This window comes from Pseudomonas sp. Marseille-QA0332, from assembly GCF_054950175.1.
Genome location: NZ_CM143106.1, coordinates 1,177,374 through 1,190,740, shown reverse-complemented (window position 1 = coordinate 1,190,740; position 13,367 = coordinate 1,177,374). Strand labels below are relative to the sequence as shown.

General features: G+C 58.3%; 7 protein-coding genes and 3 pseudogenes. 4 read left to right on the top strand and 6 right to left on the bottom strand.

All coding sequences use genetic code 11. The features are described 5' to 3' along the window. Window positions 1-1,428: 1,428 nt before the first annotated feature. The 3 genes and pseudogenes from ACY8GK_RS05705 to ACY8GK_RS05695 all read right to left on the bottom strand — a co-directional run bounded on the left by ACY8GK_RS05705 (window position 1,429) and on the right by ACY8GK_RS05695 (window position 4,899). A pseudogene (locus ACY8GK_RS05705) lies at window positions 1,429-2,572 on the bottom strand (IS3 family transposase). A 259-nt stretch (window positions 2,573-2,831) separates the two neighbouring features. After that, on the bottom strand, window positions 2,832-3,494 hold the full coding sequence (locus ACY8GK_RS05700) for an RraA family protein (protein WP_462402556.1): 663 nt from the start codon (window positions 3,492-3,494) through the stop codon (window positions 2,832-2,834). Between the two features lie 58 nt (window positions 3,495-3,552). Then, a complete protein-coding gene (locus ACY8GK_RS05695) occupies window positions 3,553-4,899 on the bottom strand; it encodes an MFS transporter (RefSeq protein ID WP_462402555.1) in 1,347 nt (448 codons plus the stop codon). Window positions 4,900-5,078: 179 nt separating this feature from the next. Here ACY8GK_RS05695 and ACY8GK_RS05690 point away from each other — a divergent pair, with 179 nt between their 5' ends. Together ACY8GK_RS05690 and ACY8GK_RS05685 are read left to right on the top strand one after the other, a co-directional pair. Next, a complete protein-coding gene (locus ACY8GK_RS05690) occupies window positions 5,079-5,978 on the top strand; it encodes a LysR family transcriptional regulator (RefSeq protein ID WP_462402554.1) in 900 nt (299 codons plus the stop codon). Window positions 5,979-6,078: 100 nt separating this feature from the next. Further along, window positions 6,079-6,744 carry an RraA family protein gene (locus tag ACY8GK_RS05685; RefSeq protein WP_462402553.1) on the top strand — a complete coding sequence of 222 codons (666 nt, stop codon included), beginning with the start codon at window positions 6,079-6,081 and terminating at the stop codon, window positions 6,742-6,744. Window positions 6,745-6,850: 106 nt separating this feature from the next. Here ACY8GK_RS05685 and ACY8GK_RS05680 read toward each other — a convergent pair. Further along, window positions 6,851-7,741: pseudogene (locus tag ACY8GK_RS05680) on the bottom strand (MFS transporter); the annotation flags it as partial. Between the two features lie 61 nt (window positions 7,742-7,802). Between ACY8GK_RS05680 and ACY8GK_RS05675 the strand changes: the two are divergent. Continuing rightward, window positions 7,803-8,227 (top strand): annotated as a pseudogene (locus ACY8GK_RS05675) (transposase); the annotation flags it as partial. Window positions 8,228-8,818: 591 nt separating this feature from the next. Here the strand turns inward: ACY8GK_RS05675 and ACY8GK_RS05670 are convergent. After that, window positions 8,819-10,201: an aspartate aminotransferase family protein gene (locus ACY8GK_RS05670; RefSeq protein ID WP_462402552.1), complete on the bottom strand. Its 1,383-nt coding sequence runs from the start codon at window positions 10,199-10,201 to the stop codon at window positions 8,819-8,821. Between the two features lie 449 nt (window positions 10,202-10,650). On the opposite strand from ACY8GK_RS05670, the gene ACY8GK_RS05665 reads away from it, so the two are divergent. After that, a complete protein-coding gene (locus ACY8GK_RS05665; RefSeq protein WP_462402551.1) occupies window positions 10,651-12,027 on the top strand; it encodes an APC family permease in 1,377 nt (458 codons plus the stop codon). 85 nt (window positions 12,028-12,112) lie between these two features. Here ACY8GK_RS05665 and ACY8GK_RS05660 read toward each other — a convergent pair whose 3' ends face one another. Further along, complete coding sequence (locus ACY8GK_RS05660; protein WP_196174675.1) at window positions 12,113-12,970, bottom strand: helix-turn-helix domain-containing protein; 858 nt, start codon at window positions 12,968-12,970, stop codon at window positions 12,113-12,115. Window positions 12,971-13,367 lie beyond the last annotated feature (397 nt).

Genomic DNA, 13,367 nt, shown 5'->3' with positions numbered 1-13,367 from the left:
TAGATGGCGAATCAAAAGTAGAGGGATTTGGAGAATGCTGGATGCCAACAGGGATAACTACACTAAATGGTTATTTAGTGTAGTTATATTTCCAGGCCGACTAGATGGGGAGGGCAGTGACAACGACTCTAAGATACGGCTGTCGGTAGCTGACATCTGACTATAGGTTGAGCACATTACCAGAGCTTGCCTTAGGACAGTAGCTGGATCGCTGCTCGTTGCGCCTCCGGCAAATCCATTATCGGAGATCAGCTCGATTTCCACATAGCGACCGTTTGGGCCTCGTCGCAACCCATGCCAGAATTCTGTCTTGAACATCATGGTTCGTGCTTGCAGACCAAGAAAGCAGAATCGCCTTGGCGTAAGGGCTGACGCTCCGCTCTGATTTTTTCAAACTGGATCCGGTGGTCAGGATCATTAGCACGTTGCCACGTGGATGGACGTCTGTTCTTCATGTTCGGTTCACGGTGGCTCGGGATATGCCAGCTCGGGCACCTGACCGCGCTGAGCGCGTTGAGCATCCCTGTGCGATTTGGTCGCTGTCATGGCTACGGCATTCGTGGTCGACGTTTCTGAATGCCACACAATCTCGCCACTTGGTGATCGCCACCGGACAAGCGAGACTGCTTCGACGAAGGAACGCTGCAACGAGTGAGACCGGCGCTTGCAGTGAGTGCTTGGGGTTGGCCTCGTAGACGAGAGCGATGACGGTTGTCCATCGCGGATGTCGTATATGCTTGGGCTGTAAAAGAGCACCGGTAGCTCAGGAAGCACGGACAGGGTCGGTTGGCAGTATCGATGTGGCGGATGCGTCGTCGGGGCTTGGCTTTGGTTATAGGGTCAGGCGCTGGTTTCTTGCCGCTACTGCCGGGCTGCAAGGTTGTATATGAAGGTGCGCATAATGTGCATTATGTTAAATTATGGCAGTTTTAGAATAACGAGCTGTTGTCCGCTATCCAGTTTCGCCATTCACCGGCGGCTTTTTCAGCAATCACCGGTTCCTTTCCTTATCAGAGAGCTAGCTGAGAAGCTCGACCACTGAATCGCCCCTGGTTTTCTAGACACTCTCCAAGTGCACCAATCGCGTTTTGAGTGGAAAGTCGCCCCCTAACGGCCTCAAGCCCTTGTATTCCGGGCGCTTCAGCACACCCAATGCCTTGAGCCGGCCTGATCGTTCAATGAAATGAGTGGAAAAATTCTTTGGCCATTGAAGCCTAAGATACTGATTTAACTAACTTTTTCATGAATTGCTCCACATGGAATAGCTCCCTTGCCCAAGGAGAAATTAGTGAAGTCAGATTAGACGATGCGAAACCTCACCAACCCTGGAGCCCGCGTAACACAAGGGCTCCAGCGACATTTAAAGGTTTAAGTGGACATTCCGACCCACCAATTCCTAAGACGTAATGAGTGGACATTCTGTAGTGGTCAACTAATCCCGGACACAGTTTTGAGTTTTTCCTCAGCTTTGGCCGGAGCCAGCCCATCGTTGAACTGATGGGGTCTTATCAGGTACTGGCTAATGTCTCGCTGAGCTTGCTGTCCGGTCAGGTAGCCCGTGACCGGTATCCACTCTGTTTTCAAGCTGCGAAACACCCGCTCCATCGGCGCATTATTCCAGCAGTTGCCTCGACGGCTCATGCTCTGGCGCATGCGGTAGCGCCACAATCGCTGGCGGAACTGACGGCTACCCTATTGCGATCCCTGATCGGAGTGAAACAGCAGCCCTTGGGGCTTTCCGCGTTGTTCGTACGCCACGTCCAGCGCACTGATGACCAAATCTGCATCCGGTCTTTCTGACAAAGCCCAGCCCACCACGCGCCGCGCATAGAGATCGAGGACAACCGCCAGATAGTGCCATTTACCCTGCGCCCAAATGTAAGTGATGTCGCCACACCAGACCTGATTTGGCGCGTCGACATCAAACGCTCGGTTCAACACATTCGGAATGTCCGGCCGCTCCACCGTTGCTTCTTGTAAGCGTGTGACCCTGGCTGCTTGCTGACCAGCGACAGCTCACGCATCAGGCTGCGCACCTTGAATCGTCCGATTTTCTCGCCTTCATCTTGCAGCATTAACTTGATGCTGCGGTTGCCGGGTGCACCTCGACCTTGTGTGAACAACTCATTCACTCGACTGCGCAACTTCAGGCGCTCAACGTCAGGCGTCCGCCTTTTGTGGCGATGCGCGTAATAAGTTGAGCGAGTGATTTCAAACACTTCGCACAGGAAATCAACGGGTTCATGGGCGCTAAGCTGACGGATCAGCGTATGCGCTCGAGATCTTCCGACATCAAGAGCGCCGTAGCCTTTTTTAGTATCGATTTCTCGCGCTCCAGGCGCGTGATCCGAGCTTCCAACTCTTGGATTTTTTGCTGCTCTGGCGTCAACGCTTGGCTGGTCGGCGTGATGCCGCCACGCTCCTGCTGAAGCTGGTTGACCCAACGGCGCAGGGCCGACTCGACCAAACCGAGCGAGCGGGCTGCTTCAGCATGGCTGTAGCCTTGGTCGAGCACCAAGCAGGCAGCTTCGCGCTTGAACTCAGGGGTAAAGGTACGACGTTGCTTGGTCATCAGACACCTCTCTGTGGCGAGCATTCTCGCCTAAATGGGTATCCGGTTTCATTAGACCACTACAGGTTGAGCTCGGGGGCGCGGTGAAAAGCCCGCACGAAGCTACTGTTCACGGAGCTCAGCCTTAACCGGGGACTCCTAGCTTGAAGAGATCAAGCTAGTTAACCGCATCTGCCCATAGGAACAACGGTTTGTGGGTACTCGCGGGTGCCTTGCCGTACTGCGAAGGGGCCGCAAAGCGACCCCTTGGAACTATGGCTTACGACTTGCGCTGCAGCGTGTGATAGCCCAGCTCTTCGCGCGCTTGCTTGAGCGTACGCCCCTTGCTGATCAACTCACGAATATCAGCTTCAATAGCCTCGATCTGTCGGGCCACTGCTGAAACCTCATGGGCCCGCTCGCGAGGTACGATAACGACACCGTTGGCATCCGCCACTACGATATCCCGTGGGCAAACACGCGCTTGACCGATGGAAACCGGCTGATTCACCGAGTCCACCTGCACGCGGTCTTTACCCGTACGCATGAAGCGTCCTTTGGTGAACAGAGGGTAGCCATCACCAAGCGCTTTGTTCACATCGCGGCAGACCCCATCGATTATTGTGCCGGCGATTTTGCGGGCGCCTGCGTACTGGGTCATGATATCGCCCCAAACCGTGCAGTCGGTACGGCCATCATTGTCGATGACGACTATATCGCCTTCTGCCACATCGTCCACGAAATCACCAACAGTGCCTGGAGGGACGCTGGCAGAGACATATCGAACCGTGAATGCAGGCCCGACGACAACCTGCTTGTAGTTGTCCAGCGGCATCACCCCAAAACAGTGACCCGGCAAGCCCAATTTATCCAGCGCATCGGAAACGCCCGGGGTATCCAGCCCTTCGAACAGGGCAATCAGCTCTTTATCTTCTGGATGCATCGTTAGCTCCTCTCAACAGTTTGATTGGCAGAAATTTGCAGGCTCAGCCGTGACGAAGTCACGCTCGGTTCGCCTTGGCAATCGGCTCGACGATGGTCAGCAGCAGTACAAAACTGGCAAGGGACCCGATTGCGAGGTAAGTAAATACGTAGTTCCAGCCGTAGCTATCGAGCAGCAGGCCGGTGAGAAATGGCGTGGCGGCAGCGCCCAACTGCCCAATCATATTGACGATTGCATTCGCGATCGGGAACGTTGCCTTGGTCGCCAACGCCATGGGGTAGACCATGTAAGAAGAGAAGCCAAAGCTCAGCACCATTCCTGTGGCCATCAAAAGCAAACCGTAGAGGAAAGGATCCGATGGCGAGTTGATCAGGAGGTACATCATGATCGACGTGCCCAGAGCCGATAGCAGCATCCCTGGCTTGCGTCGCCCACCCAACCAACGGTCTGAACAGTAGCCGCCCACCAGGTTGCCCAGCACCGCACCAACCCATGGTGCCGCAGAGACGAGTCCCATGTTCATCACGGAGAAACCTTTGACCGTGATCAAGTAGGTCGGAATCCAGGACAGCAGCACACTCGATACACCCAACTGGAAGCAGTAACTGGCGGCACAGCCCCAGATCAACCACGAGCCGAACACCTGCCGCTTGGTTTCCAATGGGGCTACTTCACGACGTCGAATCAGAAAGTCCAGGCGCTTTAGGCCCTGCTCATTTTTTTTCTGTTTGGCGCTAGCGACTGCCACCGGATCCTGCGGTGTCTGATCCGAGATGTAATCCAGTTCGGCCTGGTTTACAAAACGGCTTTTGGACGGGTGATCCGCAATCATGAAGTACCAGAGGATCGACAGCAAAATGCCTGGGAGAGCAAAGAAGTAGAACACTTCCCGCCACCCCCAAACCGAGATGATCACTGCACACAGCGGCGGAACGATGACCGGGCCAAATTTCACGGCAGACAGAAATATGCCTGAGGCGATGCCTTTCTCCCTTGCAGGAAACCAGTTGTTGATTGTTGTCGTCATACTGATAGGAAGTGGCCCCTCAGCCAGGCCAAGACCAAAACGGTAGAGCTTCAGCGCGATGAGCGAGCCCGCGGTGCCGACCAACCCAGTCAATGCGGACGTCATGATCATCGCTGCCGGGAGTATTCGGCTCACGCCAAAACGGCTGAATGCCAGTCCTGCGGGAATTTGAGCCAATGCATAGGCAAGCAGGAACAGGCTCATCAGCCCACCCGCTTCGGCATTGCTCATCTCAAATTCTTTGCGAATGAAAGGTAGCGCGACGCCCAGGTTGGCTCGATCGGCAGCGGCGATGGTGTAGATCGAAAAAATCATCCCGGCCACTATCCACCGGTAGCTGCTGCGCCCTTTGGCATGGGCAATTTCAGCGGTCGACATACTAGTACACCCTTTGTTTTTGTAATTCGAGCGTAATCTAGGCGCGCGCAAAGGAGAAAAAAAGCGACAAAAACTCACCACAACTCATCACTTTTGGTGGAGAATTTATAGCGGACCAGCAGAGCGTTCATAGCCATTGAGCTGCTCTGGAATAGGTACTTCAACGTTGGATTTGCCAATTGATCACACTGAAGCAGATTGAAGCCATTTTTTGGGTCGTCGAGCTGGGCAGCTTTGAGTCAGCGGCAACCAAGCTCAACATGTCGCAATCGGCAATCTCCAAGCGAGTGCAGGAGCTGGAAGATGCCTTCGGCGTATCAATTTTCGATCGATCCAAGCGCAGCGCACGCCTCACCCAAAAAGGGGTTGAACTATACGAGTGCGCCGTTGAAATGCTGCGACAGCGGGACGACTTGCTGGAGCGCATCAGTTCCAAGGAAACATTGGTCAGGCGATTCAGGATCGGTGTCACAGAGCTTACCGCGCTGACCTGGCTACCAACCCTGGTTGATCGTATTCACCAAAGCTATCCCAGGGTCGATCTGGAGCCCTCCATTGAATTGAGCACCGATTTGCTGCGTCGATTGGAGGCCGATGAACTCGATCTCATCATCGTACCCGACATCTTTCAGGATGCTCGCTTCATCACCACCCCCTTGGCTGCAGTGGAAAATGCATGGATGTGTGCCCCATCGCTCTACCCGAGCGACGAGACCATGGAACTGCAGCAGCTTTCCTCGCTCACCGTGCTCACGCAAGGCGGCAGCTCCGGCACTGGGCAGACCTACGAGAAGTGGCTGGCAGAGCACAATGTGCGCTTGAACAGAACGTTGAACAGTAACTATCTGGTCGCACAGGTCGGTTTAGCCATTTCTGGCGTCGGGATTAGCTACCTTCCCCTGGCGTGTATGGGTTCGGTGATTCGCCAAGGCCGATTGAAAGTGGTTGGTACAGACCTGCCGTTGCCGCCTATTACCTACGCCTGTGTTCACCGCGCCGATCGCTATCAGGGCTTAAGCGTCGAAGTTGCGCGGCTTGCACAGCAGACGTGCGATTTCAGCCGGCTAATCATCGCCTAAGGTGATAATTTAGCATCAATAAATATCGCTAAAAGTAAAAGCTGATCTTTTCTACCATCGACAGGCTCCCCATTGGGTCTACGTCATTCAGGAGATGATCATGCTGTTACCCGGGTCTCGTGTTCTCCCCTCGCCTGCACTCGCTCATGCCCACGTCATTGAGTCTTTCCGTTCGGTTGTTACTCCCCACATCAGTGACAACCTTGGTCGGCATATTGGTGCACGCGGTCTCACGCGCTACAACACTTCGGGCAAAATTGTCGGCACTGCCTTGACCGTTAAAACGCGTCCGGGCGACAACTTGTTTATCTATAAAGCGCTGACCCTCCTCGAACCGGGGCATGTCCTCGTAATTGACGCCCAGGGCGATACCAACAACGCCGTCATCGGCGAACTGATTAAGCTTTACGCGGAGCAACGCGGGTGTGTCGGTTTCGTGGTGGATGGAGCGATCCGTGACGTGGATAGTTTCAGGAACAGCCCATGCTACGCACGGGGCGTTGTTCACTGCGGACCATACAAAAGTGGTCCCGGTGAAATCAACGTGCCCGTTTCCGTGGGCGGTATGATCGTCAATCCAGGCGACATCATCGTTGGTGACGAAGATGGCGTCGTTGCTTTTCCGCAGGAACTCGCGGAGCAGGTGCTCACGATGGCACGAGCACACGAGGCGCACGAGCAACAAGTCAAAGCGGAGATCGCCACGGGGGTAGTTGATCAGTCGTGGCTTGACAAGGTCCTGGAGAAAGCAGGCCTGGCGAATTAGAAAATCCAATCTTTGAAAAATCGGCTTTCAAGTAGGAAGCGTTTCGCCAGCAGCCCCAATAGGGGCTGCTGGCGTCTGCATCACTCGGCGATTGGGCTGCCAGCGCTCATCTTCGGTCTACCCGCGTGCGGGCGAACGAAACGGCCGTGCGCAAGCCCGTGTTTTCTTCAACGGTACCAGCGCCATCGAGATATCCATGCTTGCGTAAATCTGGCATGAGTACAGCAGCCAGCAATGTAATAGCGCTTATGGCGGCCACGTAGTAGTAGAAATACGACTCCACACCCGCGCCCCGTAACATCAGGGCGACGTATTCGGCCGTACCACCACACAAGGCATTGCCAATCGCATAAGGCAAGCCAACACCGAGCGCACGCACCGTCGCCGGGTACAGGTCGGCCTTCAGGACCCCCGTCACGGGTGTATAGAACGCGGCGATGAGCAAACCACCCATGACCAGAGCAAAGGCCTCGTACGGATTGCCGACGTTCTTCAGGCCGCTCAGCAAGGGCACGACGAACACGCAGGAAAGCACCCCGAACGCGATCATGCTGTTGCGCGAGCCAATCCGGTCAGCCAGCATGCCGTAGATCGGCTGCAGGCACATGAACACGATCAGGGCTGCGGTCATGATGAAGCTGACAGTGGCGGGTTCGAAACCTGCGGAGACGACCAGGTATTTCTGCATGTAGGTCGAGAACGTATAGAAGTGCAGCGAGCAGCCCGCCGTGATCGCCATGGTCAGCAGCACGGCTTTCTTGTGACGCATCAAGGTTTTGATCGAGCCGGCTTCATTGTGCTTGATGTCCTTGGTGTGTCCTGTTTCCAGCATCGAGCGGCGTAGGTATACCACTACCAGCGCACTCACCGCGCCAATCAGGAACGGGATTCTCCAACCCCAGGCCTTCAGTTCGTCTAGCGCCAGCACATTCTGCAGCACCACCACGGTCAGCAATGCCAGCAACTGTCCGGCAATGATGGTGAAGTATTGGAATGTAGTGGTCTACTAACCCCCGACACCCATTTAGGCGAGAATGCTCGCCACAGAGAGGTGTCCGATGACCAAGCAACGCCTTACCTTTACCCCTGAGTTCAAGCGCGAAGCTGCCTGCCTGGTGCTCGATCAAGGCTACAGCCATGCCGAAGCGGCCCGTTCGCTCGGCTTGGTCGAGTCGGCACTGCGCCGATGGGTTAATCAGCTTCAGCAGGAGCGCGGCGGCGTTACGCCGGCCAGCAAAGCGCTGACGCCAGAGCAGCAAAAAATCCAAGAGCTGGAAGTCCGGACGCGCCTTGAACGCGAGAAATCGATACTAAAAAAGGCTATCGCGCTTCTGATGTCGAAGATCTCGAGCGTACGCGCTGATCCACCAGCTCAGCGACCATGCACGTTGATTTTTTGTGCGAAGTGTTCGAAGTCACTCGCTCAAGTTACTACGCACATCGTCACAGAAGGCGAACTCCGAACGTTGAACGACTGCGCATGGTCGGGCTGCCGGTGCCCACCCCCACCGACCTCTGCATTGGCGGAGCAGATGGCACAACGCTCTACATCACCAGTGCACGGCATTCGCTGCAGCTGGAGGTGCTGGCCAGCGCACCCGATGCAGGTTGTTTGCTGCAGATGCAACTCTGAAGTTCACCAGGCTCCATGGCCAAGAGCGCCGCGCCTGAGTGATCGCCTGGTGCTCGACAGCACCGACCGCTCAAGACTGCTGTACGGCATAGGTCTGTCAGACATGTGACGGTTCCTCAGCCCGTTCAGGTTGCCCCGAATGGCACCCAACGGCTGGTTCGTTGATATTCATCTGGGTGCTGTCGAGGATCCGGCTGGCGATCTGGTCAATGGGCTCTATGCACTGTGCTGCCATGCGAATCAGCGGCATGACAGACCGATCCACTGCCTTACGGCAAGTCAGTAGCCGGTCGCTCGCCTCAGCCTCGCTGGAACGGTTTTGCGTCCAGGGCGAGAGTTCGTGAAGCGTGAGCGGGACTGAGCCTGATGCCGCTGCGGCCTCACGCAACAGCGCCCATCAGCACCAGGCAAGGCCCCGGCCCATGACGCAACCTCAGCGGTTCACAGCTTGCCAAGGTCCTTGGCGGTGCGGTCGACTGCCTTGCGGGTCTTTTCCACCAGCTCGTCGAGCTCGCTGTGGTTGGCCACCAGCGCTGGCGCCATGATCATCCGCCCCAGCGTGGAGCGGATGATCACCCCTTCCTCGAAGCCGTAGGTACGGCATTGCCAGGCGAGGTCGTTCTCATTGGCGTAGCGCTTGCGACTGGGCTTGTCTTCGGCGAACTGCAAGGCCGCCACCAGGCCGGCGCCTTGCACCTGGCCGATGAGCGGGTGGTTGGCGAACACTTCGCGCAGAATTCGTTGCAGGTATGGCCCGGTGTCGTCCTTCACCTGGTGCACGATTCCTTCGTCGCGCAGCGCCTTGAGGTTGGCGACGGCGACGGCCGCGGCCACCGGGTGACCGGAATAGGTCAGGCCATGGGCGAACACGCCGCCACGCTCGACTAGCGCCTCGGCGATGCGCTTGCTCAACACCAGACCGCCCATGGGCACGTAGCCGGAGGTCAGGCCCTTGGCGATCGAGAGCGTGTCGGGCTGGAAACCGAAGTATTCGTGGGCGAACCACTCACCGGTGCGGCCAAAGCCGCCAATGACCTCGTCCGCGCACAGCAGCACATCGTACTGGCGGCAAATGCGCTGGATTTCCGGCCAGTAGCTCTCCGGCGGGAAGATCATGCCGCCGGCCCCCTGGAAAGGCTCGGCGATGAAGCCGGCAACATGCTCGGCGCCTAGTTCGAGGATCTTCTCTTCCAGCTGCAAGGCGCAGCGACGACCGAACTCGGCCGGGCTCAGGTCGCCACCTGCGGCGTACCAGTAGGGCTCGTCGATATGCGCCACATCCGGAATCAGCCCGCCCATCTCGTGCATGAACTTCATGCCGCCCAGGGCCGTGGCGGCCAGGGTCGAGCCATGGTAGCCATTCCAGCGGCCAATCATGATCTTCTTGCTCGGCTGGCCGACGACCTGCCAGTAACGGCGCACGGTGCGGATCAGCACCTCGTTGGCTTCGGAGCCGGAGTTGGTGTAGATGGCGTGGCTGTAGTGCCCAGGCAACAGGCTGAAGAGCAATTCGGAAAGCTCGATCACCGCGGGGTGGGTGGTGTGGAAGAACATGTTGTAGTAAGCCAGCTGGTCCATCTGCGTGGCGGCGGCGGTGGTCAGGTCCTTGCGCCCATAGCCGAGCTGGGTACACCACAGCCCGGACATGCCGTCCAGGTAACGCTTGCCTTCGCTATCCCACAGGTGCAGCCGCTCGCCGCCGACGATTACCCGCGGCCCTTCGGCGTTCAGCGCCTTCTGGTCGAGGAAGGCATGGATGTGGTGCGCGGCATCGGAGGCCTGATAGTCACGGGTCTGGCGTTGGGGTACGAAAGGCGCGTTCATGGCGGGTTTTCCTTGTTGGTAGAGACGCACGGCGAGCTTGGCGCAACGTCGCCAGGACGGAAATCCCCCCTTGGGGGGATACGCGAAACCTGCCCGCCATGCCCGGTCAGGCTCCCCCCTAAGGGTGATATCGAAGGCCCATGGGATATGGGAGCATCCTCGAGGCCCGCTGGCCGACCTGCTGAAGATCGGCCCCCTATGGCGGGCGGTCCTACCCTTCATGAGCGAACAAGAAAGAGAACGACACCATGAATGCATGCCTCGCGGATCCACGGCCACCTTTGCGTAACGCTGCCACGGCGCTCGACGGCCTGGAGTTTGTCGACACCTTTTGACCAGGTCCGAGCCGCCGACGCTCGGTTCCAGCCACCCTCCTCTGCACCTCGCTCCAACGGTACCGACCCCCTCGGATACCGCGGCGTCCTGCACCCAACATTCAGGAGTTAGCGATGGACACGATAACGACAACCGCCACGCCCACGGCGCCTTCCTCGCCGCAGCAGCATTCTCCAGGCCGCTTGCGCAAATCCATGGGCATGACCGCGCTGGTACTGTTCGGCCTTGCCTACATGGTCCCGCTGGCCGTGTTTTCCGCCTACGGCCTGGTCGCGCAGACGACCCAGGGTCACTTGCCGACCGCCTACCTGCTTACCCTCGGGGCCATGTTGTTCACTGCCTACAGCTACGGGCGGATGGTTCAGGCACATCCCTACTCCGGCTCCGTGTATACCTATACGCGCAAGGCGTTCGGCGCCTGCGCCGGGTTCATGGCCGGCTGGACGCTGCTGCTCGACTACATCTTCCTGCCGCTGCTCAGCTACCTGCTAATCGGCATCTACATGTCGGAATATTTCCCGAGCATTCACCCTTGGGTGTGGGTATTGGGTTCGATCAGCCTGGTGACCTTCCTCAACCTGATCGGTATCGAGTCGGTCACCCGGGTCAACTGGATCCTGGTCGTCGCCCAACTGGCATTCATCGTGGTGTTCGTCGCCCTGTCCTTCAGCAGCGTGGCCAGCCAGGCCCAGCCGGTGTCGCTGACCGCGCCGTTCTACCATGAGGGGTTCAGTGTCTCGGCAATCATGGCCGGTGCCGCGGTGCTGTGCCTGTCGTTCGTCGGCTTCGATGCGGTGTCGACCATGGCCGAGGAAACCTCGGACCCGACCCGCCGCATACCCAGGGCGATCATGGCGGTGTCCCTGAGCGGTGGGTTGCTGTTTCTCCTGGTGTCTTACTTCGCCCAGCTGGTGCATCCAGACTGGAGCAGCTTCGCCAATCCGGATTCGGCTGCGGTCGATGTCATGCGCAGCGCTGGCGGGCAACTGCTGGCCAATGCCTTCACGGCCACTTACGTCGCCGGCTGTTTCGCCTCGGCCATGGTCTCCCAGGCCAGCGTCTCGCGGGTGCTGTTCGCCATGGGCCGCGATGGGGCACTGCCACGGGTCCTGGGCCAACTGGTCACCAACAAGCGCGTGCCTGCCTGCGCGATCATGCTGGTGGCGCTGGTATCGCTGAGCGCTCTGGTGATCAGCCTGGAAACCGTCGCCAGCATGATCAGCTTCGGGGCGCTGTTCGCCTTCTCGATGGTCAACCTGGCCGTGACCAAGCACTATCTGGTCGACCGGAAACTGCGCGGCGCAGGCAACTGCCTACGCTATGGACTTGTGCCGGGGCTGGGCTTGCTCAGCACCTTGTGGTTGTGGACCAGCCTGTCGAGCATGTCCTTCACCATTGGCCTGTGCTGGATGGGCGTGGGCGCGATCTTCCTGCTGGGGCTCACCCGGGCATTGCGGGTGAAGCTGCCCGAGCTGCAGATGGCCGACTGACCGAGCGATGACAGGACGCCGACGGGTGTCGGTCAGCGTCTTGTGCGGCATGGTCCCGACCGTGCCGCACGCCAGGCGATGACACTCAGCGTGGCTTGCCCATGTAGCTCTCCAGCGGATCCCGGCCGAGCACGCCCTGGGCATTGGCCAGGGCGTCGATGAACAGGGCGAACAGCTCCGACTGGGTGCTGATGTCGAGTTTCGCGTAGACGTGCTTGCGATGGGACTTGATGGTTTCTTCCGAAACGCCCAGGCGCTCGGCCAGCGACCTGGTCGAGTGACCGCGCAGGATGAGCTGGGCGATGCGGCATTCGCGCTCGGTCAGCAAGGAGCAGCCAAACTTGTTCAGCGCGGCGTGGATCCGTTGCTCCCAGACGCGCTCGACCCGCCCGCCACGGTCCTGGTAACCGTCGAAATGCTTGCCCAAAACGGCCAGCACCCAGGGCCCGATGCAGGTGAACCGTGCCTTCATCGCTTCATCGAGTTCGTCGGTGAAAGCCAGCGAAACAGCCACGCTCAGGTCTTTTTCCAGCTGCAGGATGTAGTTGATCTCATCCTCGAAGTGCGAGTGCCGGTAGAACGCCAGGTAGTACTCGCTGAGCTTGAAATGATCGGGTGCCACTTCAGCCAATGCGTAGCATCCCGAACCTGTGCCTTCGATACAGGCCTGGTAGAACGGATCGAGCAGATAGAAGCCCGACAGGTATCTTTGCACGTTACCTTCGGGCAACCAGGGGCCTGAGCCGTCGCATTCGAACCATGCCGAAGGCAGGCCCTGATGCGGGTAGAGGTACACCGTGGTGGCCTTTACCGGGCCAACCTGGGCCAGGGCGTCGAACAATGCCCTGGCGAAGCCGGACGCGCCGAGGGCAGCGGTGACTTTCGCCATCGCCCCGAACCACTCGGTCGAAGACAGTCGAGTGCAATCCACCAATGTGTCCATCCGTCGTGATTGTCTGACACGAGGCCGACCGTGTCGTTTTTGCGCCAAGCGTGTCACGCGCAGCCAGGCCCGACCATCCCCCTCAAGGGGGATGACATTCTTCCTTGAAAACCCCAGCGTGCGCCAGCCGGGAGCGCGAGTTGTTGGCTTTGCCAGGCAATCGAGCGCAACGGCGCAGGGCCGCAGGCAGCTCCGGCCGGACGATTCGTGGCGGCTCGCGCCAGCGATTTTGCCCACTGCCGTGCCGCGTCGACCCATGCAGCCCCCGAATTACGGGCTTGACAGCTTTTTCCTTGGCAGCAGCGACAAAAATCATAATTTCGCTGAACCCTGCCGCTGAACAGAATGTGATCCATGCCCCCCTGGCTGGCAGCGGGACCTGGCTGCTGCCAGCTCG

Coding starts and splice junctions, on each gene's coding strand:
- ACY8GK_RS05700 (WP_462402556.1), bottom strand. CDS start 3,494: ATGCATCCAGAAGATAAAGAGCTGATTGCCCTGTTCGAAGGGCTGGAT.
- ACY8GK_RS05695 (WP_462402555.1), bottom strand. CDS start 4,899: ATGTCGACCGCTGAAATTGCCCATGCCAAAGGGCGCAGCAGCTACCGG.
- ACY8GK_RS05685 (WP_462402553.1), top strand. CDS start 6,079: ATGCTGTTACCCGGGTCTCGTGTTCTCCCCTCGCCTGCACTCGCTCAT.
- ACY8GK_RS05670 (WP_462402552.1), bottom strand. CDS start 10,201: ATGAACGCGCCTTTCGTACCCCAACGCCAGACCCGTGACTATCAGGCC.
- ACY8GK_RS05665 (WP_462402551.1), top strand. CDS start 10,651: ATGGACACGATAACGACAACCGCCACGCCCACGGCGCCTTCCTCGCCG.
- ACY8GK_RS05660 (WP_196174675.1), bottom strand. CDS start 12,970: ATGGACACATTGGTGGATTGCACTCGACTGTCTTCGACCGAGTGGTTC.